At 47.4% G+C, this 26,698-nt stretch carries 29 protein-coding genes; 19 read left to right on the top strand and 10 right to left on the bottom strand.

Annotated features, from left to right (window positions below; all coding sequences use genetic code 11):
* Window positions 1-131 precede the first annotated feature (131 nt).
* The 3 genes from ADA01nite_RS07730 to ADA01nite_RS07720 all read left to right on the top strand — a co-directional run bounded on the left by ADA01nite_RS07730 (window position 132) and on the right by ADA01nite_RS07720 (window position 2,948).
* Window positions 132-653 (top strand): helix-turn-helix transcriptional regulator, encoded by a 522-nt coding sequence (locus tag ADA01nite_RS07730; protein WP_146809369.1) that lies wholly within the window; start codon window positions 132-134, stop codon window positions 651-653.
* A gap of 18 nt (window positions 654-671) precedes the next feature.
* Window positions 672-2,168: a phytoene desaturase family protein gene (locus ADA01nite_RS07725; protein WP_146809368.1), complete on the top strand. Its 1,497-nt coding sequence runs from the start codon at window positions 672-674 to the stop codon at window positions 2,166-2,168.
* A gap of 282 nt (window positions 2,169-2,450) precedes the next feature.
* A complete protein-coding gene (locus ADA01nite_RS07720; RefSeq protein ID WP_146809367.1) occupies window positions 2,451-2,948 on the top strand; it encodes a metallophosphoesterase family protein in 498 nt (165 codons plus the stop codon).
* A 56-nt stretch (window positions 2,949-3,004) separates the two neighbouring features.
* Here ADA01nite_RS07720 and map read toward each other — a convergent pair whose 3' ends face one another.
* On the bottom strand, window positions 3,005-3,751 hold the full coding sequence (gene map / locus ADA01nite_RS07715) for a type I methionyl aminopeptidase (protein WP_146809379.1): 747 nt from the start codon (window positions 3,749-3,751) through the stop codon (window positions 3,005-3,007).
* 244 nt (window positions 3,752-3,995) lie between these two features.
* On the opposite strand from map, the gene ADA01nite_RS07710 reads away from it, so the two are divergent.
* The 3 genes from ADA01nite_RS07710 to ADA01nite_RS07700 all read left to right on the top strand — a co-directional run bounded on the left by ADA01nite_RS07710 (window position 3,996) and on the right by ADA01nite_RS07700 (window position 6,671).
* Window positions 3,996-4,589: a DL-endopeptidase inhibitor IseA family protein gene (locus ADA01nite_RS07710; protein WP_146809366.1), complete on the top strand. Its 594-nt coding sequence runs from the start codon at window positions 3,996-3,998 to the stop codon at window positions 4,587-4,589.
* A 175-nt stretch (window positions 4,590-4,764) separates the two neighbouring features.
* Window positions 4,765-5,889 carry a UDP-N-acetylmuramoyl-tripeptide--D-alanyl-D-alanine ligase gene (locus ADA01nite_RS07705; protein WP_246147260.1) on the top strand — a complete coding sequence of 375 codons (1,125 nt, stop codon included), beginning with the start codon at window positions 4,765-4,767 and terminating at the stop codon, window positions 5,887-5,889.
* Window positions 5,886-6,671: a D-alanyl-D-alanine carboxypeptidase family protein gene (locus ADA01nite_RS07700; protein WP_146809365.1), complete on the top strand. Its 786-nt coding sequence runs from the start codon at window positions 5,886-5,888 to the stop codon at window positions 6,669-6,671. Before ADA01nite_RS07705 ends, ADA01nite_RS07700 begins: the two co-directional genes overlap by 4 nt.
* Here ADA01nite_RS07700 and ADA01nite_RS07695 read toward each other — a convergent pair.
* The 3 genes from ADA01nite_RS07695 to ADA01nite_RS07685 are packed head-to-tail and all read right to left on the bottom strand — an operon-like array spanning window position 6,661 to window position 9,427.
* On the bottom strand, window positions 6,661-8,133 hold the full coding sequence (locus tag ADA01nite_RS07695) for a sigma-54 interaction domain-containing protein (protein ID WP_146809364.1): 1,473 nt from the start codon (window positions 8,131-8,133) through the stop codon (window positions 6,661-6,663). The genes ADA01nite_RS07700 and ADA01nite_RS07695 overlap by 11 nt on opposite strands.
* 18 nt (window positions 8,134-8,151) lie before the next feature.
* On the bottom strand, window positions 8,152-8,379 hold the full coding sequence (yidD, locus tag ADA01nite_RS07690) for a membrane protein insertion efficiency factor YidD (RefSeq protein WP_218029541.1): 228 nt from the start codon (window positions 8,377-8,379) through the stop codon (window positions 8,152-8,154).
* A gap of 40 nt (window positions 8,380-8,419) precedes the next feature.
* Window positions 8,420-9,427 (bottom strand): CobW family GTP-binding protein, encoded by a 1,008-nt coding sequence (locus ADA01nite_RS07685; protein WP_146809362.1) that lies wholly within the window; start codon window positions 9,425-9,427, stop codon window positions 8,420-8,422.
* A gap of 289 nt (window positions 9,428-9,716) precedes the next feature.
* Between ADA01nite_RS07685 and ADA01nite_RS07680 the strand changes: the two genes are divergently transcribed.
* Genes ADA01nite_RS07680 through ADA01nite_RS07670 form a run of 3 tightly spaced genes read left to right on the top strand, consistent with a single transcriptional unit; the run spans window position 9,717 to window position 11,976 of the window.
* Window positions 9,717-10,703 (top strand): YqaJ viral recombinase family nuclease, encoded by a 987-nt coding sequence (locus ADA01nite_RS07680; protein ID WP_170230195.1) that lies wholly within the window; start codon window positions 9,717-9,719, stop codon window positions 10,701-10,703.
* 20 nt (window positions 10,704-10,723) lie between these two features.
* On the top strand, window positions 10,724-11,584 hold the full coding sequence (recT, locus tag ADA01nite_RS07675; protein WP_146809360.1) for a recombination protein RecT: 861 nt from the start codon (window positions 10,724-10,726) through the stop codon (window positions 11,582-11,584).
* Between the two features lie 53 nt (window positions 11,585-11,637).
* On the top strand, window positions 11,638-11,976 hold the full coding sequence (locus tag ADA01nite_RS07670; protein WP_146809359.1) for a phage holin family protein: 339 nt from the start codon (window positions 11,638-11,640) through the stop codon (window positions 11,974-11,976).
* Between the two features lie 50 nt (window positions 11,977-12,026).
* Here ADA01nite_RS07670 and ADA01nite_RS07665 read toward each other — a convergent pair whose 3' ends face one another.
* Together ADA01nite_RS07665 and tlp are read right to left on the bottom strand one after the other, a co-directional pair.
* Window positions 12,027-12,224, bottom strand: coding sequence for a hypothetical protein (locus tag ADA01nite_RS07665; protein WP_146809358.1), 198 nt, complete (start codon window positions 12,222-12,224; stop codon window positions 12,027-12,029).
* A gap of 168 nt (window positions 12,225-12,392) precedes the next feature.
* Entirely contained in the window at window positions 12,393-12,620 is a 228-nt protein-coding gene (gene tlp, locus ADA01nite_RS07660; RefSeq protein WP_146809357.1) for a small acid-soluble spore protein Tlp, read from the bottom strand.
* Window positions 12,621-12,909: 289 nt separating this feature from the next.
* Here tlp and ADA01nite_RS07655 point away from each other — a divergent pair, with 289 nt between their 5' ends.
* Window positions 12,910-13,437, top strand: coding sequence for a hypothetical protein (locus ADA01nite_RS07655; RefSeq protein ID WP_146809356.1), 528 nt, complete (start codon window positions 12,910-12,912; stop codon window positions 13,435-13,437).
* A gap of 36 nt (window positions 13,438-13,473) precedes the next feature.
* Here the strand turns inward: ADA01nite_RS07655 and ADA01nite_RS07650 are convergent, their stop codons facing one another.
* Window positions 13,474-14,064: a hypothetical protein gene (locus tag ADA01nite_RS07650; RefSeq protein WP_146809355.1), complete on the bottom strand. Its 591-nt coding sequence runs from the start codon at window positions 14,062-14,064 to the stop codon at window positions 13,474-13,476.
* A gap of 19 nt (window positions 14,065-14,083) precedes the next feature.
* The gene (uptA, locus tag ADA01nite_RS07645; RefSeq protein ID WP_146809354.1) at window positions 14,084-14,692 is read right to left on the bottom strand and encodes an undecaprenyl phosphate transporter UptA; all 609 of its coding nucleotides are present in this window, start codon (window positions 14,690-14,692) and stop codon (window positions 14,084-14,086) included.
* Between the two features lie 190 nt (window positions 14,693-14,882).
* On the opposite strand from uptA, the gene ADA01nite_RS07640 reads away from it, so the two are divergent.
* Both ADA01nite_RS07640 and ADA01nite_RS07635 read left to right on the top strand, forming a co-directional pair.
* Window positions 14,883-15,701, top strand: coding sequence for a ClpP family protease (locus ADA01nite_RS07640; protein WP_371863544.1), 819 nt, complete (start codon window positions 14,883-14,885; stop codon window positions 15,699-15,701).
* Entirely contained in the window at window positions 15,698-15,925 is a 228-nt protein-coding gene (locus ADA01nite_RS07635) for a YlzJ-like family protein (RefSeq protein WP_146809353.1), read from the top strand. Before ADA01nite_RS07640 ends, ADA01nite_RS07635 begins: the two co-directional genes overlap by 4 nt.
* A gap of 286 nt (window positions 15,926-16,211) precedes the next feature.
* Here ADA01nite_RS07635 and ADA01nite_RS21975 read toward each other — a convergent pair whose 3' ends face one another.
* On the bottom strand, window positions 16,212-16,355 hold the full coding sequence (locus tag ADA01nite_RS21975) for a hypothetical protein (RefSeq protein ID WP_170230194.1): 144 nt from the start codon (window positions 16,353-16,355) through the stop codon (window positions 16,212-16,214).
* 314 nt (window positions 16,356-16,669) lie between these two features.
* Here ADA01nite_RS21975 and ADA01nite_RS07630 point away from each other — a divergent pair, with 314 nt between their 5' ends.
* From ADA01nite_RS07630 to ADA01nite_RS07620, 3 genes are all read left to right on the top strand, one after another.
* Window positions 16,670-18,286, top strand: a complete 1,617-nt coding sequence (locus ADA01nite_RS07630) for a spore germination protein (RefSeq protein ID WP_146809352.1) — start codon at window positions 16,670-16,672, stop codon at window positions 18,284-18,286.
* The gene (locus tag ADA01nite_RS07625) at window positions 18,283-19,452 is read left to right on the top strand and encodes a Ger(x)C family spore germination protein (RefSeq protein WP_146809351.1); all 1,170 of its coding nucleotides are present in this window, start codon (window positions 18,283-18,285) and stop codon (window positions 19,450-19,452) included. The genes ADA01nite_RS07630 and ADA01nite_RS07625 overlap by 4 nt, the downstream gene beginning before the upstream one ends.
* Window positions 19,453-19,713: 261 nt before the next feature.
* Window positions 19,714-21,117 (top strand): GerAB/ArcD/ProY family transporter, encoded by a 1,404-nt coding sequence (locus ADA01nite_RS07620; protein WP_170230193.1) that lies wholly within the window; start codon window positions 19,714-19,716, stop codon window positions 21,115-21,117.
* A 428-nt stretch (window positions 21,118-21,545) separates the two neighbouring features.
* On the opposite strand, the gene ADA01nite_RS07615 is transcribed toward ADA01nite_RS07620, so the two are convergent.
* Entirely contained in the window at window positions 21,546-22,310 is a 765-nt protein-coding gene (locus tag ADA01nite_RS07615; RefSeq protein WP_146809349.1) for an SDR family NAD(P)-dependent oxidoreductase, read from the bottom strand.
* Between the two features lie 179 nt (window positions 22,311-22,489).
* Here ADA01nite_RS07615 and ADA01nite_RS07610 point away from each other — a divergent pair, with 179 nt between their 5' ends.
* The 4 genes from ADA01nite_RS07610 to cbpB all read left to right on the top strand — a co-directional run bounded on the left by ADA01nite_RS07610 (window position 22,490) and on the right by cbpB (window position 26,609).
* On the top strand, window positions 22,490-22,741 hold the full coding sequence (locus ADA01nite_RS07610; protein ID WP_146809348.1) for a WGxxGxxG family protein: 252 nt from the start codon (window positions 22,490-22,492) through the stop codon (window positions 22,739-22,741).
* A gap of 614 nt (window positions 22,742-23,355) precedes the next feature.
* Window positions 23,356-25,575: a DNA translocase FtsK gene (locus tag ADA01nite_RS07605; protein WP_414631734.1), complete on the top strand. Its 2,220-nt coding sequence runs from the start codon at window positions 23,356-23,358 to the stop codon at window positions 25,573-25,575.
* 47 nt (window positions 25,576-25,622) lie between these two features.
* Window positions 25,623-26,090 (top strand): large conductance mechanosensitive channel protein MscL, encoded by a 468-nt coding sequence (mscL, locus tag ADA01nite_RS07600; protein ID WP_146809347.1) that lies wholly within the window; start codon window positions 25,623-25,625, stop codon window positions 26,088-26,090.
* Window positions 26,091-26,168: 78 nt separating this feature from the next.
* Window positions 26,169-26,609 (top strand): cyclic-di-AMP-binding protein CbpB, encoded by a 441-nt coding sequence (cbpB, locus tag ADA01nite_RS07595; protein ID WP_146809346.1) that lies wholly within the window; start codon window positions 26,169-26,171, stop codon window positions 26,607-26,609.
* The last annotated feature ends 89 nt before the right edge of the window (window positions 26,610-26,698 follow it).

Genomic DNA, 26,698 nt, shown 5'->3' with positions numbered 1-26,698 from the left:
TTTTTCTCACGTGAATAAGAGGGACTGTGTGCTTCTTTTGCTATTCATTCAAAAAAATTTGATCGTTTGGTTGTGTTTTTATAAATAATATATATATTAATAATATGAATATAAATAAGTGAGGTATAAAAATGAAAGGAAGAGACGTAATTCTAGGGCTATTAATGAAATGTCCTATGTCGGGATATGATATCAAGCAATCGTTCGAATCGATATTTTCTTATTTCTTTGATGCCAGCTACGGCACAATTTATCCGACACTGAACCAACTAGAGAAGGAAGGGTACATCATAAAGGAAACGGTGATTCAGGAGGGAAAGCCCAATAAGAACCTTTTCTCCATTACTGAAAAAGGGCGGGAGCGGTTCCGGGATTACCTGCAGAGCCTGATCGAGCCGGACGTGGTACGCTCTGATTTTCTGATGCGTCTATACTTTGGTGAACATGTCGGGAAAGAGCGGGTTACGGAATGGTTGGAACAGGAAAAGACAAGGACGCTCGCTTCCCTTGCCAGACTGGAAGAAGACTATAGAGGCTGGAAGGAACATATGACGCCTTCCCAGGAAGCATGCGTCCGTATTGGCATTAGTCATTATCGAAGCCACCTGCAAGCGGTCGAAGACGAGCTGCAGAAGCTTAAAGAAAGTGAATAAAGGGATGGAGGAAGAAGAATGGAATTATATGATGTACTGGTTATCGGGGCAGGCGTAGGAGGTCTTGCGTGCGGTGCCCGCCTGTCCAGGCTGGGATACAAAGTTGCCGTGTTCGACCATCATTATGCAGCCGGCGGATATGCGACTAATTTTAAACGTAAAGAATATACGTTTGATGTCGCGTTGCATGGTGTAGGCGGATTGGGAGCGGGCCAGAGTTTCCATAGGATTCTTGACGCTTGCGGCGCGGCGGACCGAATGATTCCTCTCCCTAAAGAACATCCTTATTCCATCCAGACTCTTCAGCAAAGAATTGATATTCCGAAGCAGGCCACAGAATATAAACAATTGCTTATCCGCATGTTTCCTGATGAGAAAAGCGGCATTGATTCATTGTTTGCCGCTATTTATCGGCTGCACGAAGAGATGAGCTTTTTACAAGACCCGGACGTTCCGGGCTGGAAAAAAGGAGCACTTTTTCCGCTTCGCTGCAGGCTGCTGATGAAGTGGTCCGGACTGACAACAGAGCAGGTGGTAAGACAGTATGTAAAGTCGGATGCATTTTTTAACTTTTTTACCGCGCTATGGGGGTATTACGGGCTTCCGCCTTCCCGGCTCTCTTCGCTATATTTCTTCATTCCGTGGACTGGCTATCACATTGAGGGAACGTATTACATAAAAGGCGGGGCACAGGCTTTCTCGGATGCCCTTGTGTCGGTCATCGAAGAGCACGGCGGTAAAGTGATGCTGCGCCGCGAAGTAACAGAGATTTTGTTGGATAATAAAAAAGCGTATGGCATCCGGATAAAGGACGGAACAGAATATAGAGGAAAGTGGGTCGTCTCCAACGCCAGCCCGGCACACACTTTAGGAAATTTAATCAGGGAACACGAATGCGGCATGCGATACCGGAAAAAGCTGTTGACGAAACGAATCGGTCCTTCTCTTACTCAACTGTATATCGGCCTGTCCTGCCATCCTGAAGTGCTTGGTATCGACGCTGAGGACCTGCTTTTTCTGGAAGAACAGGATCATGCGAAAGACTATGAGAATTGTATGCACGGATTGTATGACAAAGCCAATTTCGGGCTTACCAACTACAGCAAAATGGACGCCGCTTTGAACGCGTATGAAAGAGGTGTAATTACTGCCACGTTAATCGATGATATCCGGAACTGGCCGGAAGAGAAAGAAGCATACCGGTGGAAGAAGAAGGAAGTAACGGATATTTTCCTGGATCGGCTGGATGGTTATTATCCGGGTTTGAGAGAAAAAGTAGTGATAACCGAGCTGGGAACTCCCCGTACAATGATGCGGTATACAAAAAATCCTGAGGGGGCGGTATATGGCTTTGCGCAAACAGTGGCTCAATCCGGCATAAAGCGAACGTCCAGCAGGACGCCGATATCCTGCCTGTCGCTTGTCGGAGCCTGGACACAGCCGGGCGGCGGTTTTCAGGGGGCGGCGACATCAGGTTTTATGGAAGCGGAAAGAATCCACCGCAGGTTGCAATGATGAAAGCCAGAGAATATCCTGCACCCCCTTTAAGGATTTTCTTCATATTTGGTACGAATTTAAAAATTTGTAACAGAAAATTACTTAGTTTAGCATATGAGTTATGTTATAAATAAGGGTAAAGGTTTCATCGGTTTGAGCGCAGATAAGGAGGAAAATAAAGTGGAAGATAGAGTAGAAAAAGCTTCTGTTGCAAAAAAAGTAATTATCGGTGCATTCGTTGTGCTGGATGCTATTATGATCGTCGGCACTATTTATGTTGTGCTGTAGACAGAGGATAAGATGAGAATCGGAGTCGTTTCGGATACCCATATACCATCACGGGCAAAGCGGCTGCCGCCTGCGCTTATGGAAGGGTTGCAGGAAGTGGATATGATCCTGCATGCCGGTGACTTTACTTCATTGGACGTCGTGAAAGAATTAGAAGCGATCGCGCCGCTGGAGGGCGTGGCAGGCAACAATGACAGGGAAGACATTCTGGCCCGGTTTGGCCGCAAGAAAGTGTTGGAATTAGGCGGATTTCGCATTGGTCTGATACACGGGGACGGAAAGAGCAAAACCACGGAGCGCAGAGCCTGGGACGCATTCGCCGGTCAGAAGGTGGATGCGGTTATTTTCGGACATTCACATGCGCCTCTTTTGCGCTGGCATGAAGGCGTTCTGCTGTTTAATCCAGGCTCGCCGACCGATAAGCGGCGCCAGCCCGAGTTTTCGTACGGCATTTTGGAATTGGGAAAGACGATTGCCGCACAGCATTATTTTTATCGATCTAAAGTATAGAGAATACAAACGCCTCCTCGGAAATTATCCGGGAGGCGTTTGTATTTCACAAGGGCTTACTGCTGTGTTAAAATCAGCGGACCGTCTTTGGTAATGGCAATCGTGTGCTCGTATTGAGCCGCCAGACTGCCGTCGAGCGTGCGCGCCGTCCAGCCGTCGTCTTCGACGTACATGTTGTACATGCCTGCAGTGATCATCGGCTCAATCGTAAACACCATACCTTCCTTCAGACGGAATCCTTTGCCGGGCTTTCCGACATGGACAAAGGAAGGAGCCTCATGCATGGACTGTCCGATACCGTGTCCGAGCAGGTCGCGTACGACCGAGAAGCCGGCGTTTTCGGCGTGGGTCTGGATGGTGCTTGTTACATCGCCGATTCGATTGCCCTCCAGTGCTTTCTCGATACCTAAGTCCAGGCATTCCTTTGTCACGGTCAGTAAACGTTGCGCTTCTTCGGAAATGGTGCCGACCGGATACGTCCAGGCCGAATCGGCCAGCCAGCCGTTCAGATTCACGACCATGTCAATGGTAACGATATCTCCGTTTTTCAGCGGCTTTTTGCTTGGGAATCCGTGGGCGATGACATCGTTGACGGAAGCGCAGGTCGCATAGGGAAAGCCGTTGTACCCTTTTTGCTCCGGTGTCGCATTATGTTTTTTAAGGAATTTTTCCGTAAAGCTGTCGATTTCCAGGGTAGTGATGCCTGGTTCAATCATTTTTGCGATTTCGCGGTGGCAGGCGGCCAGAATTTCTCCGGCCTCTTTCATTAGGGAAATCTCCCGTGCTGTCTTTAAAATAATCATATAAAACGTGGCGCATAAACCCATCGCCTTCAGACGTGGGAGGAAGCGCCGTCCCTCCTTCATTTTATTTATTTTTCATATTGTTTGATCCGAAAATTGTAGGAGTATTAGCTAATAACGTAACCTTATTTTATAAAATTATAAAGATGTTTAGAAAGACAAAAAACTGCAACCTAACCGGACTCTGTTATCGTCATAAAGAGGGAAGGAAAAATCAAAAAACGAAATAGGGGGAAAAAAACATATGAAACAGACAGACAAGAAACGCTATGTATCCATGTTGCTCGGAGGCGCAATCGGTATCGCTTCGCTGCTGGCTCCACTTGCTCCTGCCGCATCCGTCGCTGCAAGCCCTGTACCTGCTTCGTCTTCAACCTGGAAATCGACCACAATGAATGAAAAGACGGCGGTACGGCTTGTGACGGAAGCGGTGCAGCGTCTGCGGCATGTACAGCAGGGCGGAGCGCTGCAGGGTAAGATTAGCACCTTTATGTATAAAGGTAAGGAGTACCGCTATCTCGGCAAAGACATTGATACGAAGAAGGAATATCTCGCTTATCTGCAAAAAACGTTTACTCCTTCTGTAAGCGAAGCGCTGTATAAACAGGCCGGTCTTATTGTGTATAAAGGACGGCTTGCCCAGGTGAATGCGGACGGCGGTGACATGCGCCAGTGGGGAAATGCGCAAGCGACGTTTGTTAAAGGAGCAAAGTGGAACAAAGAATACGAGTTGAAAATTCCGATGGGTGATAAAACCAATCCTTCGTTTGCGACTGTACGCGTTAAACTTCTCTACCTCAAAGGAATAGGCTGGCGGGTTGCAACCGTCATTAAATAAAAGCAAGCAAGGAAACCGAAACTGTTGCAAATATGCGATGGTTTCCTTCGTATTCTTTTCCGTTTTTGCAAAAAGCGAAAAGAAAAAGCGGTCCAAGAGAGGCTTTCCTTTTCTCCTTTTGCTGCATACATTGTCTTGAACGGATCACGCAGCAGGGAGAAGAGGAGGGGTTTCATTGCCTAAAACCGTAATGTTAAGCAAACCGGTGATTGCCGTCACCGGAAGTGCGGGAAAAACAACAACCAAAGAGATGATTGCGTCGATTTTGCGGCGCAGATGGCGCATTTTCGCTTCGTACCGGAGCTTTAACCAGCATACATGTTCAGCGGCCAATGCGAAGCGCATTCGTCCGTTCCACCAGGCGGCGGTGCTTGAGTTCGGCATGGGAGCACGCGGTCAGATCAGAAAGCACTGCCAGTTTATTCAGCCAAACATGGGTGTCATTACAAACGTCGGAACGGCCCACATTGGAAATGTGGGGGGGAATGTACAGGGGATCGCCCAGGCGAAATCCGAGTTGATTAAGTATATGAAGCAGAGTGGTTATTTGGTGCTTAACGCAGACGATCCGAATTCGAAATTGTTGGAAACCGAAGACTTCCAGGGCACAATCGTTACGGTCGGCGTTAGAGAGGAAGCGGATTTCCGGGCGTCGAATGTTCGCTACGAGCGGAACGGCATGAAGTTCGATGTGAAGCTAGACCAAGAAACGCACTCATTTTACATTCCCATCTACGGCGACCATAACGTATACAACGCATTGAATGCGATTGCGATTGCGCATGCGCTCGGATTTACCGCGCAGGAGATGAAAGCGGGTCTTGCGTTCTACAAGCGTACGCCGCACCGTCTGAACGTTTTCCGTTATGCGAGAGGCATTACATTGATCGACGATTCATGCAGCGCCAATCCAAACGCGGTACGTGCCGCCCTCGAGGTACTTACAAAAGTGGGGAAAGGGACAAAAGTAGCTGTGCTTGGCACCATGCTGGCGATGGGCAAGTATTCGACGAAGGCGCACGCGGAAGTCGGCCGGTATGTGGCTGAATCAAAAGTTGATTATTTGTATACGTACGGCAAGAAGGGGCGGATTATCGCATCAAGTGCAATTCGAGCCGGATTTCCGGCGAAGCGGGTACGAATATTTGAGACCGAGCAGGGCTTACGCCGCGCGCTTCTCCGGCGTCTGGAATCCGATACGACCATTCTGATTAAAGCATCCCATAAAATCGGCCTGGAAAAGACGGTCGATTATGTTAAAAAACAGGCTCGGCGCAAAGGGCTGAAGCAGTTATCATGAACGCGTCAAAAGCGGGAGCACCGCCTGTACTTACAGCGAAAGCGGCCTGCTTAATCGAAACGGAGGACGGACGCGTACTATGGCAGAAAAATGCGGAACAAGCGCTTGCCCCTGCCAGCATGACCAAAATGATGACGGCCCTCCTCATAATAGAGAAGAGCATGCGTGGAGAGATAGCGCTGACGGAGCGAGTCCGGATCAGTCGCCGGGCTGCAGCCGTACGCGGATCGAATATGCAGCTTCGGGCTGGCGGGATGGTTACCGTACAGGCGCTTTTGACCGGTCTTTTGATCGCCTCGGGCAACGATGCGGCTATAGCACTTGCCGAATACGCATCCGGGAGTGTGCCCGCCTTTGTGAACGAGATGAACGAGCGGGCTGCCCGCTTAGCGCTTGCGAACACGCGGTTTCGAAACCCGCATGGACTTTCCGTGCCGGGACATTACGCAAGCGCATACGACATGTGCGTGATCGGAAGGGAGCTTACGCGATATCAACATATTCTGCGCATCACATCCCGCAGACGCGCAAGCATAAAACGACACGGCAAACCTGTCGTCCTGCTTCGTAATACAAATTCGCTGCTGGGCATCCATGCGGGAGTGGACGGACTGAAGACCGGCTATACGCCGCAGGCAAAGTACTGCCTGTGCGCGACTAAGCCACATCCACGGTTTGGCAGGCTCATCGCCGTCGTCATGGGCCTTCCAACAAAAAGAAAACGAAACCGTGAAGCGTCGGCGTTGCTTTCCTACGCAAATGCTGTAGATGTTAATCGCTAAGCGTAAATCTCATGCCGTATTTCCGCAGCCGATACTGTAGGCTCTGTCGGCTGATGCCAAGCTCGCGGGCCGCGCGGGATACATTGTTGCCGTTCTTTGCGATAACATGGCGAATGTACTTTTTTTCGAATGCGGCCAGCTGGCTTTTTAAGTCCTGTGGTACATGAGTAAAGTTGTCCTGCGATGCGCTCGTCTGTAGTGCCGCACTCAGTAGAGAAGACATCTCTTCCGTATTCGCATGCGCGGCCGTCGCTTCGTCCCGGGACAGATGCAGCAGCTTGCGGCGGATATGGTGCGGCAGATGCTGCATGCCGATTTCGGTTTCATCGGTGATAAAGTTCATCGTTCCTTCAATCGCATGCTCAAGCTCCCGTATGTTGCCGGGCCAGCTATATTCAAGGAACGAATGCAGCACCTCGGGCTGTATGCGCTCGATGTTCATATCGAACAGCCGATTATATTTCCGGATGAAATGGTAGGCCAGCAGTTCGATGTCCTCTCTGCGCTCTCTCAGCGGCGGAATGAAGAGGGTAACGACTCCAAGTCGATAGTATAAGTCTTTGCGTAGACGGTTTCCCGCGATAGCGTCAATTGGATCCTCATTCATTGTGGCGATAATGCGCACGTCGATCTCCATATCCTTGGTATCCCCGATCCGGCGAATTTTCTTCTCCTGCAGAGCTCGCAGCAGCTTGGCCTGCAGAGGGGGACTCATCGAGTTAATTTCGTCGAGCAGCAGCGTGCCGCCGCGCGCCTGTTCGAACAGACCGGGACGTTCGACGGCGCCTGTGAATGCGCCGCGTCGTGTACCGAACAACAGTCCTTCAATCAGATGCTCGGGCAGGGCTGCGCAGTTCTGTGAGATAAACGGGCCGGACGAGCGGGCGCTGTCATTGTGAAGGCTCTGGGCGAATAACTCCTTGCCCGTGCCGGTCTCACCCACGATAAGCACGGACGAAGAAGTGCGTGCCGCGCGCCGTGCTGCCTCAATCACCTCACGAATGGCGTCGCTTTCCCCGATGATGCTCTCGAACACGTAGCGTGTGTCTTTATCTTTCATAAAGTTCTCGCGCAGCATGTGCTCCATCCGGGTAATATCGTTGGCAAGTTCAAAGGCAGCAATGGTCCGTCCGTTCTTGACAATCGGAAATGTATTGTTAATGGTCGTAATTTGTTTGCCTTTGGCATTGAAATACGTTTGTTTAACGTTTTTCGTCATCTCACCCTGATGCAGCGCCTGCAGCAGGGTGCTTTCCTGTTCTTTTGTAAAGGTAAACACGTCAAGCAGGCGCTTGCCGAGCACGGTTTCTTTTTTCATCGCTTCAATCTCGGACATTTTCTCATTGTAGATAATCGAAATGCCGTCTTCATCGATAGCGTGAATGCCTTCATTAATTTGATTCAAAATAAATTCGTAGATTGTAAGCTTTCTCTCCAATTTCTCTCTCTCAAACGCTTCCATTCTTGAGCTCCGTTCCTTTCAGTTTGGTTTCCGCTTCTCGGGTACCGGATCGATGCCGCCCGGATGGAATGGATGGCATTTGGCGATTCGTTTGACGGTCAGCCAGCCGCCTTTGAGCGCCCCGAAGCGCTGAATCGCCTCAAGTCCATAGTGCGAGCAGGTCGGGTAAAACCGGCAGGATGGGGGGAGAAGCGGCGATATGAGCCGCTGGTATAGGCGGATGAAGAAAATCAGTACAGCTTTCATCAGCAAAACTCCTGTTCTGTTCACGCTTGTCCTGCTAAAATCAGCGGGACGTTGCCTTAAGAGATAATTCGTTCCATTTATAACGGATTTCATCTACTGGAAGATCGATGCCGATAAGCACCAAATAGCATTCCTCCGCATCTTCCACCGGTTCCCATTCCGTTCGCTTGGCCGCATACTGCATCAGCTGCATGCCGGATTTGTCTGCTGTTTTCAGGTAGCCTTTGGCACGCAGCAGCTGCGGGTGATAGCTTTTTAGCAGCTTTTCTACTTTCTTTGGCTGCACAGGTACATTAACGGGCAAGGTATATGTCTGAACACGGGAGTATGATCCTTCGTTCATATTCGCATTTGCATGAGTGTGCTTGTGTGCAGGTTTGACGATGGAGAACGGAGACTTTTTCGCAGCTTCCGTTTTCTCACGTTTGCTTATCGTCTCGAATACCGGTGCTAGATCAATGTCGCTGTATGTCGTAAATAGAATCGGTGAGCGATCGTTTTGCTTATGCAGTGTTTTCAGCAGTTTCGTTTTGTGGCTTTCTTTCATGTCCTCTGTTTTATTAACGATGATGATGTCAGCCACTTCTACCTGGCGCTTGACTGTGCGGACCAGTTGCCTGTCCACTTCAAAAATGCTGGTGTATTCCAGATAATAATACGAATCGAGCGTCGTTAAAATTTTATGGAAGCGGACCTTCTCCTTTACTTGTGGCTCAGTCAGCATATCGACGACCTCTTCCGGATTCGCCACCCCGGTCAGCTCTACCAAAATGACATCCGGCTGCTTGCACAGCAGTTTCTCTATGCTTTCTACGACCTCGCTTTTTTTGCTGCAGCAAATGCAGCCGTCGAGCAGTTTCTCCATCACCTGATTTTCCTGCAGAGTAGCGTTGACCAGGCGGCCATCCACATCAATTGTGCCGAGTTCGTTCATGAGAACGGCAGGCTGAAGTCCGCGCCGGGTTGCTTCCTGCAGCAGGCGCAGCAGCAGTGTCGTTTTGCCGCTGCCCAAAAAGCCGCTCAAAATTATCACAGGGATCGGTTCCATACGATTGTTCCTCCTCTTTTTCTATATCATATATTGCAACAATTCTTATCATGACAATTCTTTCAGGTATACTTAAAGAGACTTTTCCTCATTATAACCATTGAACGCTATATCGGGCACCAGTCACGTCGAAAAAAATAAACACGGAGCGAGATTTTGCTCCGTGTTTTGCTCGTACAGGCGATTTTAAGCGCCAATTTCTCTTTTCCTTTTCCCGGTCATGTGCATAGATTGCAGCGTGCAAAAAAAGGGGGATGTTTTTTTCTATGGAAAAGAGGGGAAGGTAAGATTGAGAAAGCCGGTTGGCACGTTAGAACGATGCAAAGGAGGAACCATGCAGGCGATACGACTTGTAAACACGACCGACCTGCCGCGGGACGAATGGCTTGCCTGGCGTCGGCAGGGGATTTCCGGCAGTGACGTAGGGGCTATTTGTGGAGTGGATAAGCATAAGAGCGCAATTGCGGTATATCTTGAAAAGATTGGACAGGATGTCGAGCGGGAAGACACGGAAGCCATGCACTTCGGACGGCTTCTTGAAGAGGTCGTGGCTGAAGAATTTACCCGCCGGACCGGATACAAGCTGCAGCGGTGCAATGCCATCCTGCAGCATCCTGAAAAAGAGTGGGTAATGGGCAACATTGACCGGCTAATTCTCGAGCCGGAGCGCGGCAACGGTATTCTTGAGATTAAGACTGCTTCGGAATATATGCGCAAAGAATGGGAAGAAAACGGTATTCCTGAAGCCTACCGGCTGCAGCTCCAATGGTATCTGTATATTACAGGGCTTACCTGGGGGGCGTTCGCTGTCCTCATCGGCGGCAACACATTCCACTATCAGATCGTGAAGCGCGATGACGAGTTGATTGCGCTGAGCGTTCAAATCTGTGAACACTTCTGGCATAACCACGTGCTCACCGGCATTCCTCCGCTGCCGGACGGAAGCGAAGCCGCTGCAGACCTTCTTGCCAGCATGTATCCTGAAGGCGAAGCAGACAGTGTAACGGTGCTGCCGGACGAGGCGGAGGAGCTTATTACCCGATGGGAACAGGCGAGCCGGGACATCGAGGAAGCGGAGGAGCGTAAGAGGGAAGCGGAGAACCGGCTGAAAGCGCTCATCGGTCGCCATGAGATCGGCATTACCGGTGAACACCGTGTCAGTTGGAAAAACATTTCACGCCGGACCGTGGACGTGAAGGCGTTAAAAGAGAAGCGCCCTGAGATTTATGAAGAATTTATCCGACCGACGACAATGCGGCGTTTTTTGATCACATAGACGAAGCAGGAGGAGATACGATGGCAGATGATTTAAAAAAGAAACTGGAAGCAAAAGCAAAAGAAACCGGAGCCAGTCCGCCCACGCCCGCGCAAACCATTGGTGCATATTTGAAGAAAATGGAACCGGAAATCGCACGCGTATTGCCGAAACATATGGATGTGGACAGACTGCTGCGTATTGCCTTAACGACCATCCGCACCAATCCGCTGCTTTTGGAGTGCACGGTGCCGTCTCTTCTTGGAGCGGTAATGCAGGCGGCGCAGCTTGGCCTTGAACCCGGCCTGCTCGGTCAGTGCTACATCATTCCGTATGGACGGGAAGCGACATTCATCATCGGGTATAAAGGCATGATTGACCTGGCGCGCCGCTCCGGCAACATTAAAAGCATATACGCACATGAAGTGTATTCCAACGACGAATTTGAATACGAATACGGACTGCATCCGTCGCTTACCCACAAGCCGGCGATGAGCGAGCGCGGCGAATTTATCGGCGTTTATGCGGTAGCACATTTCATGGATGGGGGATATCAGTTCGAATTCATGTCAAAAGAAGAAATCGACAGACGGCGCATGCGCTCCCGTTCGTACAATAGCGGTCCGTGGGTGACCGACTATGAAGAGATGGCGAAAAAGACGGTGATTCGGCATATGTTCAAATACCTGCCGCTTAGTGTAGAGATTATGCGCGGCGTCGCACAGGACGAGACGGTCCGACCGGATGTGAATGAAGAGCCGATTAGCGTATATAATCGGCCGTTGGAAGCTCAGATGATTTCCGCAGAAGAGATTCCGGCCGAGAGGATGCGGGCCGAAAGGGAAGAGAAAGAGGAGAAAGAAGGGACAAGCCGCGGAAGAAAAGACGAAACCGAAGGCTAATGGAGTGTATACTATAAATATAGAAGAGAACGAAAAAGAAAGGGGAAGTTTACATGCGGTGGCTCTGGCATTGGGTATTGTCGGCCGTTTCGCTTCTTATTGTCGCATGGCTGTTTGATGCCATCTGGTTTGACAGCGTGGCTGCGGCCTTTATCGCAGCGCTGGTTCTCGGGTTTATCAACATGATTATCCGCCCGATTCTTCAGCTTTTGGCCCTTCCGATTACAATTTTGACGCTGGGATTGTTTGCCCTTGTTATTAATGCGCTGCTGTTGATGTTAACCGGCAATATCGTACCGGGCTTTCATGTGGAAGGTTTCTTTGCCGCGTTTTTCGCCTCGATTGTGCTGGCGATTGTCCAATGGATCGTATACGGAATTTTTGAAGACTGATAACAAAACAACCGCCCCGGATTAGAGTGAAACCGGGGCGGTTGTGTATGCTAGGCGGCGAGGGCTTTCAAAGCTGCGATGATTTCAAGGCTCTCCTCACGAGTTAATGCCACGCCGTTGTATTTAACGAGTCCGCTGTTCAATAACTCCATCAAATTGAATGAATCATCCCACTGGAGACGGTCATCGAATAGCTCCGTTAATTCAATTGCTTCGCCTGCTGACAGGACTTCTTGAATTTTTCTCATTCTATTCACTTCCTGTTTTTCTTTTCTCCACTTGTTTTTATCTCGAACACACGATTTATATAATATGCGAACCGAAAGAGAATGTAAAGGCAGATTTCGCGTTTTTTATGATGATTATATGGCAGAGAAAGCCGGATGATCCCGGCTTTCTTATTGTAAGCGCTTTGCCTACTCGAAACGGTTTTCCTGAGCTTGCGCCTCGTCTTTGATTTCGTTGCGCATTGATTCGATGCTTGCTCTGCGGCGCTCGTTTTTCGTCTCAATTTGCTGGCGCTGCTCTTGCGTGATATGCGTGTTGCTCATCGTCTCTTCCGCCGCTTCGATGTTTCCGATGGTGTTTTGTACCATTTCTTTCAGCTTTTTCACATTATCTTTGCGGTTATCCGGTTTTGCCATACGATGATTCCTCCTTGGATGGATTGGTGAATGCAACTGCATTACGAAACGTATTGTACGGCAAAAAGCGGCTGCTTATTCTTTCACCCTGGCAAAAGGCAAAATGTAAATTTTGCACCGAACACTAAGCCGCAGAAATCCCCTGAATCCGCCGTATACCGGGGATAGCGTTCAGTGGAAAAGGGTGTTTTGCTTTTATGTTCATGATAGAATATACATATTGCCAAGATGTGAATTGTAGAAAATAAAAGATAGGGCGCAAAAGCGTTCAACCGGGAGTGGATGACGTATGGGGGACAAGCGGAAAATAAGCACGTTGAAAGGATGGCGAAAGCGAAAACAGAACCGTTTGTGGCTGCGCGCCATTCAGGTCATCGGTGTTATTGCGGCGCTCGTTCTTCTTTATAACGGGGCGTTAAGCTTGGTTCGATTGAACACTTCTTATCTGGAAAATACGTTAATTCCGTCACAGAAACTCAGCGCAGTGGCTACGCCTGAAGCCAAAGCGTTTGCTGTAGAGTTTAGCACCAAGTGGTTGACAGCGAAAGGGATCAACCCTGAAATTCGTAAATATTTGGGGCCTGATCTCTCGGTGGAGAAAATACTCTGGCCTCACGGGGAGCGGGTGAAGCAAATCACGATTAAAGATATTGCGCCTGAGGGTCAGTATAAGGGAATGATTACGTTGAATGCGTGGGTCGCCATTGCCGGTGCACAGAAGCAATTTGCCGTTCGTCTGCCGCTGCAGTATATGCCCGAAGTGAAATCGTATCAAGTATCCGGCTACCCGGAGCTTACGGAAATAAACCGCCAGTAAAAAACAGGGCCGCGCCTTTGGACGAGACCCTGTTTTTTATTGACCTGTATTAACTTTCACCTGCAGCTTGGAACTTTTTTCAAGTGTTTTTTTCACCTGATCGTCAAGGATTGCCATTTGCTTTTCCACTTCTTTCAGCGTTTCGGCATCTTTTTGGCGGAGTCCCTGCTCAGCTTTTTTCATCAGCGGAACGTATGCGCCCATCGTACGGTGTATTTCCTGGTGAAAACTTTGCACCTCTTTGTAAGCGGGGAGCTGGAGCGTCTTTAGCTCACCCAGCGTTTTTTCATAATCGGCAATGGCCGTTGCCACCTGGGTGCGTGCTTGTCTTTTCGTCAGCTTTTGCTCGCTTAAACCGGTGAATGCCTCAAAAAAAGCGGCCCGTTTCTCTCCCAATTTTTTGACCGAGGCCGCCACTGATTCAAAATAACGATCCAGCTCCTGTCGGGCGCTATTTATCTTCTGTTCCCGCTTTTGCTCTTGTTTTTCCGCGATTTTGGCGGTAAGCTCCTGCTCTGTTGGTACGCTGTCTTTGCTGCGGCAGCCCCCAAGCGTGAGAGCGGCGGTCAGGCCGATAACGATTGCGGTCAGCAATATTCGTGAACTTTGTTTTTTAGCCCTCTTCATACACATATCCCCTTTTCTGTTAGCTGGAGAAGCGAGAAGATTTTTTGCGCTTGCGAAGACTCATCAGCAGATAAATTACCGTACCTGCGACCGCAATCCAGATAATTGGCTGGATAAAAGGCTTGGCGAATTCGTCGATTTGCACCCAGCGTGCACCCAGCTGCATTCCCAGATACACGAATAGAATGGACCAGGGAATAACCGCTAGTGTGGTATACATAATAAATTTAACGACAGACATGCGGGCAATCCCGGCAGGAATGGAAATTGCGTGCCGGACAACCGGAATGAAGCGGGCGGTAAAAATGACGCCTACGCCATACCGGTTGAACCATTCTTCTGCTTTGTCGATTTCTTTTTTACGAATCAACAGGTATTTTCCGTATTTCTCAAGGAACGGACGTCCGCCATAATAGCCCATCCAATATAAAAACAGTTGGGCAATGGTGCCGCCGATCGTACCGGCGATAATCGCACCTGCAAAGTTGATTTTCCCTTGCGATACAAGATAACCGCCATAAGACAGAACAATCTCGCTTGGAATGACTTCCAGCATAAGCCCTATGGCAATTCCGAAATACCCCAAGTCGCTGAGAAAGGTTAATACCGACCGAATAAACTCTTCCATAACTCCTCCTGTCTTTTGCTAAGCTTTCCGCTTTTCTTCACTTTACCATTGTACAGGCAAGCACGCTTATTCTACAAGGGAAAGCTGAATGGACATGAAGTCTGAAAAAAGCACTACATTAATTCAGGAGTTTTCATGGATTTTTTCTTATTTAGGTGGATGCATGCTTTTTCTTGCGGAAATTCATACTATGAGTACTAAGAAAATGGAGGGAAACGATGTGCAAGAACAAATGAATGGGCTGGATCCCCAGACGCAACCACAACCAATGCCGGAGAAACCGAGGGAGCTGCCTCCGAACCCTCCGCTGACCGGTGAGCCGCGCAAAGCAGTGACGGAAATGATTCAGCAGTTCGGACAGACAAACGTACCGGCTATGACTGACAGCAACATCTACTGCTTGCCGATTATCGGGCAGATCGAAGGACATGTCCAACTGCCGCCGCAAAATAAGACGACTAAGTATGAACACCTGATTCCCCAGCTGGTGGCAGCGGAGCAGAATCCGAACGTTGAAGGTGTACTGGTAATTTTAAATACAGTGGGCGGCGATGTGGAAGCGGGCCTGGCGATTGCAGAAATGATCGCGTCAATATCGAAACCGACCGTATCGCTCGTGCTAGGCGGCGGCCACAGCATTGGGGTACCGATCGCCGTGGCAACCGACTATTCGTTTATCGCAGAGACGGCCACGATGACCATCCATCCTGTGCGTCTGACCGGCCTTGTCATTGGCGTGGCGGAAAGCTTTGAATACCTGGAGAAAATGCAGGATCGCGTTGTGAACTTCGTCGTGCGCCATTCGAGGATTGAAGAGCAGAAGTTCCGTGAATTGATGCTGAAAGTCGGCGAGTTGAGCCGGGATGTAGGTACGAACATAGTCGGCGCGAAAGCGGTCGAGTTCGGTCTGATTGACGAGATTGGCGGACTCGGTGCAGCCATGCAGGAGTTGAGAAATCGAATCGAAGCGCGGCGTCCGGCTCAGCCGGTGGAGCAGGTGGTGCAATGATTATTTATTCTACGCTGCCCATGGATTTGATTTTCCAGAACGAGGACCCGGCTGCTTATGAGAATATGGAGATTCAATTGAACGGATTGACGATGCTGGTGAAGCCGTGCGGCACCAATGAAGCTCGCATCGTACGGTTGATTAGTCCGAATCCGTACGACTACATGAACCCGTCGTATGCGCCGGGTCAGAAGATTTATTTCCGCCCGGATATTACCAATTAAATTATGACCTCGTCAATGATTTTGGCCGGTGTATTCTTTTGCGCTGTCGCAGAATTCATCATATAGAAGCTGATTACTCACCCGAGAATGGCGCAAGAAGCAGCCTCCCCGCTTCCATTTGGGGAGGCTGTTTTTCGGTTTTGTTGTTAATCAGCGATATTTCTTAAAGGCTAAAAAATAAAACCCTCAGGTAAGAGAGGAAAACCCCGGGAGCTCCGATCATACTTGTCCGAGATGATACTTCGTATTAAATTTCCTCTTCATCGATAGCTTGTACCAGATATATTTATTTAGAACTTCTTTTTTTCTTTTTATGAGCAGGAAAATACTTTTTGAGTTCGTTTTTATCAATATCATCAAGACCATATCGGCGAATGACATGATATAGGCGGCCAGGAGATTTACGCAGCTTTTTCTTTTTAGGGCTCATTTTATAGGCACCCCCTTTTCTAATAAGGTTACGTATATAAAAAGCAACATGTTCTAAACAGACAGGAAGGTTCCTTTATTAAGAGAAGGGGGGCATTTGCTCTCTTGCGTTATTATTTTATTCTCTTGCATTTATTTTAGAAACGGTAAATATCTTGATAGACAAGCACAATTTAAGAAAAAAACGTCCAGCAAGCGAGCAGTGCGTTAAAGCGAATAGCGTGTGTATCTAGAAAACCATATAAACAAGTACATAGCTTTTTAAAATATGAGAAATACTACCTTTAGCTTTATGGTGAGGGGGATTTGTTTAGAATGAAACGCACTCGAAAACAAAAGCGAGAAGTGGAAGAACAAGTACAACAATTAAATGATAAAGATATATACGAATTGACTTCACTCCCTATCTCTTCTTCTTTGGAGGAGAATAAAAAGATTTTAGACCAGTTGTTTAAAGATAGTTCGGATATTGTCATTCGGGAATTTACATTTCATGACGGAAAGCCGGCCATCGCTATTTTTGTGGATGGATTGATTCATACACAAGGGATAAATGATGTACTCAAGTCGATTATGGTTTTCAAAGGAGAAGGAACAAACATTGAAGTTTTGAAAAGAGCCGTGATTCCCTCTGCACAAATCGCTCATGTAGATAATTATGCCGATTTTCTACAGCCGGTATTATCCGGAGATACGGGTGTTTTTATTGAAGGGGTAGGTTCAGCCTTGTTGCTCGGTATTCGTGGGCCGCAATTACGTTCAGTCGGAGAACCTGAATCTGAATCCGTCATAAGAGGTCCAAGAGAAGGATTTATTGAAAGTCTGCGTACGAATACAGCTTTGATACGGCGAAGACTGAAAACCCCAAGGCTTAAAATTAAACCTTTGATGTTGGGGAAAGAAAGCAATACAAACATCGCATTAGCTTATATTGAGGGAATTGTCGACCCGGAAACGTTAAAAGAAGTGCAACAGCGCTTACAAAAAATTGAAATTGATGCCATTTTAGAAACCGGATACATTGAAGAATTAATCGAAGACAGCACATTTTCTCCTTTTCCCCAGGTTCAGTATTCAGAACGACCCGATACGGTGGCTGCGGCATTATTAGAAGGAAGAATCGCCATCATGGTCGATGGTACGCCTATTGTGTTAATTGTTCCTACCACGTTCTGGACCATGATGCAGGCAAACGAAGACTATTACGAGCGCTTTCAAATAGCGACGCTGATTCGTTGGCTCCGTTATTTTTCTTTGGCTCTTTCTTTGTTAACACCCGCTATGTATGTGGCCGTAACAACGTATCATCAAGCGATGTTGCCAACAACATTATTATTAAGTGTTGCTGCTGCAAGGGAAACGATTCCGTTCCCGGCCGTTGTTGAAACGTTAATCATGGAGGTTTCCTTTGAAGCGCTGCGGGAAGCAGGAGTGCGGTTGCCTAAAACAGTAGGTCAGGCCGTCAGTATCCTTGGCGCTTTGGTTGTCGGACAAGCCGCAGTACAGGCTGGAATTGTATCCGCCCCCATGGTTATTGTCGTCTCCATTACAGGTATCGCTTCGTTTACCATCCCACGGTACAACAGCGCCATTACTTTTCGAATGCTACGCTTCCCTTTAATTATTGCTGCTTCCTTATTTGGAATATATGGCATTATGCTTGGAATTATCCTCATACTCGGTCACATGGCAAATCTTCGTTCTTTTGGTGTTCCATACTTATCCCCTATCTCTCCTTTTTCTACAAAGGATATAAAGGATGTCGCGTTTCGTATGCCGTGGCCGCTAATGATTAAGCGTCCCTCTTTTTTTTCTATCGGGGATGAAGACCGGATGGGCAGAGAATTACAGAGAGCAGTGTTGGAAGAAGGGGGACAAACAGGAAAATACATTGAACATGATACGAATCAACGAGAGAAGGATAATGAATGAGAAGACGAAAAGCTTGTTTTGTTTTATTTTCTTTCATTGTTTTGCTTGTTTGTTCCGGATGCTGGGATCGAAGAGAAATCAACGATACAGCTATTGTCATTGCCATAGCTATTGACAAAGAAAAGGATGGACTTTATCGTTTTTCGGTTCAAGTACCTTTGGTTGGCCAATTGGGTGGCCCGGGAGGTGGGGGAGGTGGAACGGGGGGAGTGAAAAGTTATTATATCGACTCAGAAGTAGGACAAACCATTCGTGAAGCCGGTGTCCGGTTACAAAGAAGGATGGCAAGAGAACTGTTTTATGCCCATCAACGTGTTGTCATTGTTGGAGAAGAACTGGCTAGAGAGGGAATTTCTCCGATCTTTGATATTTTGGCTCGTTTTCCTGAAAATCGATTAACCGCTTATATGGTGGTTGCAAAAGGAGAGGGCCGTGCTTTATTGGAGGCTCAACCAAAATTCGAACGGTATTCGGGGGAGGCTATGAGAGAGATTGTAAAAACCTTTGCTCTTCCTATAAATATAAAAGAAATTGCGTATATGCTTACCGAACCGAATACGGATCCGATCATTCCCATGATGCGCGTTGTTGAGACCAAATCGAGTGAAAAGTCAAAAGAAGTACAGGTTACAGGATATGCCCAATTTCGTCGAGATAAGATGGTCGCTTTATTTCCGCCAAAAGCATCGAATGGACTGAACTGGTTCTCGACTCGTTTTATTCCTTATAATACTGTGCTGGATTTGGGCAAACAGGGAAAAGTAAATATAGCGTTTGAAACAGGAAACGTGAATATTACTCCGATTTTGCAAGGGGATCGCCTTCGTTTCCGTATAAAGGTTAATTCACAAGCTTCTATACAGGAAAATACATCCAATATTAATTTTGACATAGAATCTAATGTGAAAGAGCTGGAAAGGAAATTAAACCAACATATCAAAAATACGATTGAGAGTACGCTTAATCAAATGAAGAAACGTTCAACAGATAACATTGGGTTGGGCCTGAAAGTTTTTAGATACTATCCTGATCAATGGAAAGAAAAATACAAAGAAGATTGGAGAAGTCACTTAAAAAATGTTGGGTTTACATATGACATTCACGCGCAGGTTATTAATATAGGTCAAACATATACAAACATTACTCGAGGTCGTAGAGATGAATAAAACCTTTTGGGTGATTTTCTTATCCATATATGTCGTAACGTTACTGTACGAATATAAGAAAATGAAGAGGGCTTCAAACAAGGAAAAAGGCATTTTTTATGCTTTTTCCTTGTTATGCTTATTTTTTATCACAGCAGCGCTTTTCGGCATAAAAGTATATATGCCGATGCAGTTTTTTGTCGATTATATATCTCCAATTACACGGTCATTAGCAAATCGCTACTTAGACCCAATTATTAAGTAAGAAAGGTGTGAATCCTTTTGATTACAAAACAAGTCATTGATCACAGGCAGCTAGCCTGGCTGACAGCTTCCATCCTTATTACGGAAACGCTGGCTAGTATACCGCATGGCTTAGCTAACATTTCCAAAACTGATGTTTGGTTTACGCAAATTATTCCGATTCTATATGCCTTGCTGATTGCTTCTTTCTTCTATACCGTATCAAAGAAGTTTCCCGGAAAAAACATTTTTGAAGTTACTTCTCTTCTACTAGGAAATTGGGGCGGGAAAGCTGTTAACATTCTTTTCTTTCTTTATATTTGGATCATATTGGTTCGTGATGTGAGAGAAATTTCTGAATTTGTCGGTTTCTTTCTTCTTAGTGAGACGCCGAGCGAAGTCATTTTGTTTTTATTTATATTGGTTATGCTTTATTACGGCAAGACAAGTATAGAGGTAATCGCCCGGGTTAATGCGTTATTTGTCCCTGTTTATTTGCTCGCAATGGCTTTTTTGCCTGTACTTTTAGCAAATGAAATCAACCCGGAACGGGCGCTACCTATATTATCTACTGGATTTTTGCCGCTTGGCACTGCTAATGTAATAGGTTTAAGTTCTTATGGCGACCTTTTAATCCTGGGAGCCTTCTTACCTTCTTTAGCCGATACTCGTCTGTTCAAAGCGTCTGTACGATATGGAACCCTACTTGCAGGGGTTGTTATTACCATTGTCTTATTCGTTGCCATTGTTGCCATGGGTGCTACGATAACAAGTAAGTTTTATTACCCTGTGTATCTACTGGTTGAGCAAATCCATATCACTGATTTTTTAGACCGGGTGGAAGTTCTTCTTTTTAGCGCCTGGTTTCCTGCCTTCACCTTAAAAATCATGGTTCTGTATTCTGCTTTTTTTATTTGCCTCGGTGCCATTTTCAATAACACGGATTGCCGTAAATTTAATATTCAGGGGGGCGTGTTTATTTTTTTAACCTCATACTTTTCCTTTGAAAGAATAAACGAGCTTGCCCACTTCATCAAGTATAGTCTGCCGCTTATTGTTTTAGGATTTCAACCTGCTTTTATGCTCCTTATCTATACGGTATCAAAGCTAAGCAAGAAAACAACTCATTCGAACATAGAAATTACAGATGGACAAGTGGACGAGAGTGAAAACAAGCAAGTAGGAAGTGTAAATACGGATGTGGATAAAAAACCAAAAGCTTGCCGAAGCACATGGTTTACTTGGAGCGCCCTGGCTTTTGTCATACTTGGTAAGGTGCTTCATTCCTTTTCGATGTGGTTCGCTATTGCTTGCGCCGCCGCTTATTTTACCTCACTATTGTTAGCGCTGTGGTTTAGTTATCAAACATTTCGAAGGTCCAGAAGGCGATCACTGCAGGAAAATGTTCAACACGAACCTTCGCTTGAAGGTGCTAAGGGGTGATTGGATTGAACAAAAACAAAGGGGCTCCCGCTTACTTATGGGACAGCCCCTTCTTCGTATTTTATTGCTTTCGCTATAACTTCTTCCTCATCGCATTCTATGCAATAAAGTGCTTTTTCTTCGATTTTATACTTAGTGATGAGAGTGCCTTTTTTTCCTGCGGTGACAGCGAACAATAGCAACTTGACCAGGGCGTAGGGTTACAAATACAAAACGACCACGGCGTGTGACCAATGATACCCCTCCTTTTTGCTAAGTTACTGTATTATATGAAGAGAATTATCTGTATGATATAGACTGTAGTACAAGTTTTCCTTAAGTAAATTTTTGTCCGGTATAACATCTATAAGCGGAATCGTAAAGTAAAAATGTCCGTAAATAGAGAAACTGACAAAATGAAGAGGACGGTGAGATAAACTTATTTTATCTTACCAGGCAACCCAGCCTCCGTCGACAGGTAACGTATGACCTGTCACAAAGTTCGATAAGTCTGAAGCGAGATACAGTACAGCACCCGCAACATCTTCCGGCTGCGCTAACTTGCCCATAGGAATCCTTCGAATGACCTCTTCATAAAACTCCTTATTCTCCAGCATCGGTCTGGTTAGGGGAGTTTCTACAAAGGTTGGCGCAATGGCGTTTACCTGAATGTTATAAGGAGCCCACTCGATTCCCAATACTTTTGTCAGTTGAACAACACCCCCTTTGCTTGTACAATAAGCCGCTCTTTTGTATAGTCCAACCAGTCCCATCTGTGAGGCCATGTTGATAACTTTACCGCCACCCTGTTTTGCCATATGCTTACCTACTTCCTGACAGCAGAAGAAGAGCCCTTTTACATTTACATTCATGATGCGGTCCCACTCTGCTTCTGTTACATCAAACGCCTCATTCAAAACGTTCGTTCCCGCATTATTGACAAGAATGTCAATTCGCCCAAAGCGTTGAATGACCTGGTTAACCATCTTTCTTATATCCTCTACTTTGGAAGCATCAGCACTAACAGCAAAAATTTCCGCATTCGGATAGCGTTTCGCTATATGGCGTTTGGCATCTTCCAGGGCGTCTTTTCTTCTCCCTACGATGGCTACGGAAGCTCCGGCCTGGCATAACGATTCAGCGACGGATAACCCGATTCCTGCGCTTCCTCCCGTTACTAATGCTATTTTTCCCGTTAAGTCAATGTTTTTCAACGTTTATGAACTTTCTCTTTTTTAATGGGATCAAAACTCATAACGACACCTCTTCTTTTTTTCTTGACCCCTCTTTCCCTAAAAGGCAAGCCCGTTCGTAAAGCGATCTAGAAAACAATGTATATTTTTCTGCTTTAGGTAAATCATTAAGGTAGAGAATGCTTGAGGAGGTGATACATATGTTATGTAAGCTTCGTATTGTTGTATTGGCTCTAGCCCTGGTTACAGCTGTAAATGTACCGGTTTTTGCAGAAGGTGTGAATGATAACGTAAATAACAGGAACAACGTTAATACGTATCAAGGCAACAATTACAGAACGGCAGCCACCGACAATGATGTTGATTGGGGATGGATTGGTCTGTTAGGACTTGCCGGGCTCTTTGGATTGCGGGGAAGAAACAGAGATCCGGAACCTGAACGTAGACCATAATGCTGACAATTTAGGCCCTGTGTTTAATCAGCTGTCTAGCTACGTGCTGGCCGCACTTGACAGGCTGTAATACTTGAATGAAAGCACGAGTACCCCGTCGGCGGATGTTGTCGGGGTTTTCTGTTTTATTCCCTAATTCTCGACAGAATCCCCACCATGACCGCTCGTTTTCCTTGTGTTATAATAACGATACGAACGCATGTGCAGGAAAAAAAGGCAACCGCAGCCAATGTTTGGTTCGGCTGCCTTTTTTCCTGTATGATGATACATACTTAGTTGAGGTGGTGAATCCGGTGACCAAGAAGAAGAAAAGCCGGAAAGGGGCCGGAATGAAGAAGCAGGATGTCCGTGGATTTCTCCGGTATGAGCTATACGGCCTCGTCGTCATCGCGCTGTCGCTTTTGGCGCTTATGACATTCTCGAACTCAAGCTGGCTGGGCCGGTATTTTGCCTGGGTATTTCGCATTGCGGCCGGATCCTGGGATTTTCTGCTGCCACTGACCGGCGTGGGTATTGGTATTTATGTCATGGTTAAAAGAAAATGGCCTTATTTGTTCTCCCAGCGGTGGATAGGTATTTTTCTTCTGTTCTTTTCCTTGTTAGTATGGAATCATATGTTATTGTTTGAGCAGTTGACCGCCGGAGGCAGGTTCGCTGACCAATCGGTGTTTGCTGTCACATGGGAACAACTGCTTCAGGAGAAGAAGCAGGTAGAAGCAGGAAAACCGTCCACGACAGATGTGGGCGGGGGATTAATTGGAGCCATCGGGTATGCCTTTTTCTCTGCGGCAGCCGGATCAGCCGGTGCAGCACTTATTATCGTGTTTCTCGTGCTGATTGGATTGATGCTCGCATTTCAAATCTCGTATGTGCGTATTTTTGCTGCGCTGCGTCGCCTGTTTGCGGCCGGCGGAGCTAGAGTAAAAGCTGTGGGAGAGGATGCGCTGGCACTGCTGAGCGAGCGGCGTGAACAGCGTCTTCGTGAGCGTGAGGAGCAGGAAGCATATGAAGCGGACCTGATAGAAGTAGAGCCGGAAGAAGAGGAGCCTGAAGAACGAAAGCCAAGTCTTGTTATGCGCTTATTCGGCAATCGTTCCATGAAAGAGAAAAGAGATGTGACGGAGATGCTTCCGGTACGAGCGAAGACAGAAAATATGCCGCAGGCCGAAGACCGAGCATTTCCGGAGGATATCGGTGAAGCGGATGGGCTGCCACGCACGGGCGAGATCATAGTACATGATTTTGCGGAAAAAGTGTACCGGCAGGAAGAGACAGCATCTCTACCGAACGGCGAACCGGAAGTAAAAACGGAAGGCGGGCAAATCAAAGTAAAATTGCGAGAGCGCAAACAGCCGGAAGTAAAAGAGCCACCGGAAACGGTGGCGGATGTGTCGCTGGCGTTTGAGGAAGCGATGGACCATCCGGCCTATAAACTCCCGACTCCGGCACTGATGGACCGACCGAAAGCGATGAAAGGGAGCGGTACAACGAAAAATGTACAGAGCAATGCCCATAAGCTCATCACCACGCTGGAAAGCTTTGGTGTACAGGCCAAGGTGCTGCGTGTCCAGTGCGGTCCGACGGTAACGCGTTATGAGATTCAACCGGCCGTCGGGGTCAAGGTTAGTAAAATTGTCGGGCTCACGGACGATATCGCGCTGGCTCTCGCCGCGCGAGGCATTCGAATGGAAGCGCCGATTCCAGGTAAATCGGCGATCGGCATCGAAGTTCCGAACGACGAAGTAGCGCTTGTAACGCTTCGTGAGGTGTTGGAAAGCCGTGAATATATCGATGCGGCAGACAAGCTTAGCATTGCGCTCGGACGCGATATCTCCGGTCAGCCGATTATCGCCAACCTGGCACGCATGCCGCACCTGCTGGTTGCCGGAGCGACAGGAAGCGGGAAGTCGGTCTGCATAAACGGCATCATTATGAGTATTTTATGTAAAGCGAAACCGAGTGAAGTTAAACTTATGATGATTGACCCGAAGATGGTTGAGCTAAACGTATATAATGGAATTCCTCATCTGCTCTCGCCGGTGGTGACCGATCCGCGTCGCGCATCCATGGCGCTCAAAAAAGTCGTGCAGGAGATGGAGCGGCGCTATGAACTGTTTGCCAAGTCGGGGACACGGGATTTGGATCGCTATAACGAGATAGCGCGCCAGCAAGGTATTGCCCCGCTGCCGCTCATCGTCGTCATTGTCGACGAATTGGCGGATTTGATGATGGTGGCGCCGGGTGACGTTGAAGATGCAATCTGCCGTCTGGCACAAATGGCGCGCGCGGCCGGCATCCATTTAATTATCGCCACGCAGCGCCCGTCGGTTGATGTTATTACCGGAGTCATTAAAGCCAACATTCCATCCCGCATCGCGTTTGGTGTGTCATCTATGGCGGACTCACGCACCATTTTGGATATGGGTGGTGCGGAGAAACTGCTGGGGCGCGGTGACATGCTGTACTTACCGATGGGCGCATCCAAACCGGTACGCATTCAGGGAGCATTTATCAGTGACCATGAGGTAGAGAAGGTCGTAACTTTCGTCAAGAAGCAGCAGGAAGCACGCTATCATCCGGAGATGATGCCGGGAGAAGAGGAGGAGAACGTGTCTGTGGACGAGCCGGAGGACGAGCTGTATGAACAGGCCGTAGAATTGGTGCGTGAGGCGCAGACAGCGTCGGTCTCTCTTTTGCAACGTCGGTTGCGCGTCGGCTATACGCGCGCGGCACGGCTGGTCGATATGATGGAAGCGCGCGGTGTAGTCGGTCCATATGAAGGCAGTAAGCCGCGTGAAGTGCTTATTCCGCCGGGTGATTCACAAATTTCGTAAAGCATAGATGTACGACAGTATGTAATAAGGAAAGGAGCGGACGTCACTTGAAGTTTATCACGGAGTTCAAGAAATTCATTAGCAAAGGGAATATTATTGATCTTGCCGTTGGGGTGGCGCTTGGAACCGCCTTTAATAAAATCGTCACGTCGCTTGTCGAGGATATTTTGATGCCGCCTATTGGGATGGCGCTTAATGGCGTAGATTTTTCTGATTTGTACATTAATCTTTCTTCGCAGTCGTATTCCTCGCTTGATGAAGCAAACAGAGCGGGCGCGGCGACTATCAATTATGGGATTTTCTTAAATAATGTGCTGCATTTCTTAATTGTAGCACTGTCCCTGTTTGTAGTGGTTAAGGTATACACGAGGCTAAGTGAGTTAAGGCAGCACGAGGAGCAGGCAGAGCAAAAAGCGGAAACAAAAAAATGTCCGTACTGCCTATCAAGCATTCCGATTCCGGCGACTCGTTGCCCGTCCTGCACGTCCCATCTGGAAAAGGTGGAAGAGGCATAGGGAAGCCTCATGCGAAGAAAACGTTTTCATGGTACAATAAGATAAAAGTGACTTTCTATAAGGGGAAGCGGTGGATGTATGGGAAAAACAATGAAACAAGTATCATTGGATAACGGGATTGAGAAATTGATGATTCCAGGAAGTAAAGTTGCCATTGTCCAGGAGGGCAACTCGCTGGAACATGCACTTCTTGTTCTTACAAAATCCGGATATTCAGCAATTCCGGTGCTTGATCGGGAGTATAAGCTGAAAGGATTAATCAGTATGTCGCTCATTCTTGATGCCATTCTTGGCATCGAGAAAATTGAGTATGAGAAACTGAGCGAGATGAAAGTAGAGGAAGTGATGAATAGGAAAGTGGCGTGGATGCGAGAAAACGGGAGCTTCTTCCGCGGCCTGGAGCTTTCCATTAACCATCCGTTTCTATGCATCGTAGACGAGAACAACACATTTATAGGGATCCTTACCCGCAAATCGATTCTGGCACAGGTGCACAATTATTTAAAGTTTAATACATAAGCAAAGCGGGGTGCATCCTGCTTTGCTTAATGGGTAAAGATACGGAAGGAAGAGGAGAACGAGACAATGACTTCAATGTAGAAAAAGGC

The sequence above is a fragment of the Aneurinibacillus danicus genome (assembly GCF_007991215.1).
GTDB lineage: Bacteria > Bacillota > Bacilli > Aneurinibacillales > Aneurinibacillaceae > Aneurinibacillus > Aneurinibacillus danicus.
This window is presented reverse-complemented; position numbering and strand designations above follow the sequence as displayed.

Bases quoted from the DNA above. Each gene is read 5' to 3' on its own strand.
- ADA01nite_RS07720 (WP_146809367.1), top strand. From the start codon at position 2,451: ATGAGAATCGGAGTCGTTTCGGATACCCATATACCATCACGGGCAAAG.
- tlp (WP_146809357.1), bottom strand. From the start codon at position 12,620: ATGGCAAAACCGGATAACCGCAAAGATAATGTGAAAAAGCTGAAAGAA.
- ADA01nite_RS07670 (WP_146809359.1), top strand. From the start codon at position 11,638: ATGCGGTGGCTCTGGCATTGGGTATTGTCGGCCGTTTCGCTTCTTATT.
- recT (WP_146809360.1), top strand. From the start codon at position 10,724: ATGGCAGATGATTTAAAAAAGAAACTGGAAGCAAAAGCAAAAGAAACC.
- ADA01nite_RS07640 (WP_371863544.1), top strand. From the start codon at position 14,883: ATGAGTACTAAGAAAATGGAGGGAAACGATGTGCAAGAACAAATGAAT.
- ADA01nite_RS07625 (WP_146809351.1), top strand. From the start codon at position 18,283: ATGAGAAGACGAAAAGCTTGTTTTGTTTTATTTTCTTTCATTGTTTTG.
- ADA01nite_RS07650 (WP_146809355.1), bottom strand. From the start codon at position 14,064: ATGAAGAGGGCTAAAAAACAAAGTTCACGAATATTGCTGACCGCAATC.
- ADA01nite_RS07630 (WP_146809352.1), top strand. From the start codon at position 16,670: ATGAAACGCACTCGAAAACAAAAGCGAGAAGTGGAAGAACAAGTACAA.
- ADA01nite_RS07635 (WP_146809353.1), top strand. From the start codon at position 15,698: ATGATTATTTATTCTACGCTGCCCATGGATTTGATTTTCCAGAACGAG.
- ADA01nite_RS21975 (WP_170230194.1), bottom strand. From the start codon at position 16,355: ATGAGCCCTAAAAAGAAAAAGCTGCGTAAATCTCCTGGCCGCCTATAT.
- ADA01nite_RS07700 (WP_146809365.1), top strand. From the start codon at position 5,886: ATGAACGCGTCAAAAGCGGGAGCACCGCCTGTACTTACAGCGAAAGCG.
- uptA (WP_146809354.1), bottom strand. From the start codon at position 14,692: ATGGAAGAGTTTATTCGGTCGGTATTAACCTTTCTCAGCGACTTGGGG.
- ADA01nite_RS07655 (WP_146809356.1), top strand. From the start codon at position 12,910: ATGGGGGACAAGCGGAAAATAAGCACGTTGAAAGGATGGCGAAAGCGA.
- ADA01nite_RS07730 (WP_146809369.1), top strand. From the start codon at position 132: ATGAAAGGAAGAGACGTAATTCTAGGGCTATTAATGAAATGTCCTATG.
- ADA01nite_RS07665 (WP_146809358.1), bottom strand. From the start codon at position 12,224: ATGAGAAAAATTCAAGAAGTCCTGTCAGCAGGCGAAGCAATTGAATTA.
- ADA01nite_RS07685 (WP_146809362.1), bottom strand. From the start codon at position 9,427: ATGGAACCGATCCCTGTGATAATTTTGAGCGGCTTTTTGGGCAGCGGC.
- cbpB (WP_146809346.1), top strand. From the start codon at position 26,169: ATGGGAAAAACAATGAAACAAGTATCATTGGATAACGGGATTGAGAAA.
- ADA01nite_RS07695 (WP_146809364.1), bottom strand. From the start codon at position 8,133: ATGGAAGCGTTTGAGAGAGAGAAATTGGAGAGAAAGCTTACAATCTAC.
- ADA01nite_RS07725 (WP_146809368.1), top strand. From the start codon at position 672: ATGGAATTATATGATGTACTGGTTATCGGGGCAGGCGTAGGAGGTCTT.
- map (WP_146809379.1), bottom strand. From the start codon at position 3,751: ATGATTATTTTAAAGACAGCACGGGAGATTTCCCTAATGAAAGAGGCC.
- yidD (WP_218029541.1), bottom strand. From the start codon at position 8,379: ATGAAAGCTGTACTGATTTTCTTCATCCGCCTATACCAGCGGCTCATA.
- ADA01nite_RS07605 (WP_414631734.1), top strand. From the start codon at position 23,356: ATGTTATTGTTTGAGCAGTTGACCGCCGGAGGCAGGTTCGCTGACCAA.
- ADA01nite_RS07610 (WP_146809348.1), top strand. From the start codon at position 22,490: ATGTTATGTAAGCTTCGTATTGTTGTATTGGCTCTAGCCCTGGTTACA.
- ADA01nite_RS07710 (WP_146809366.1), top strand. From the start codon at position 3,996: ATGAAACAGACAGACAAGAAACGCTATGTATCCATGTTGCTCGGAGGC.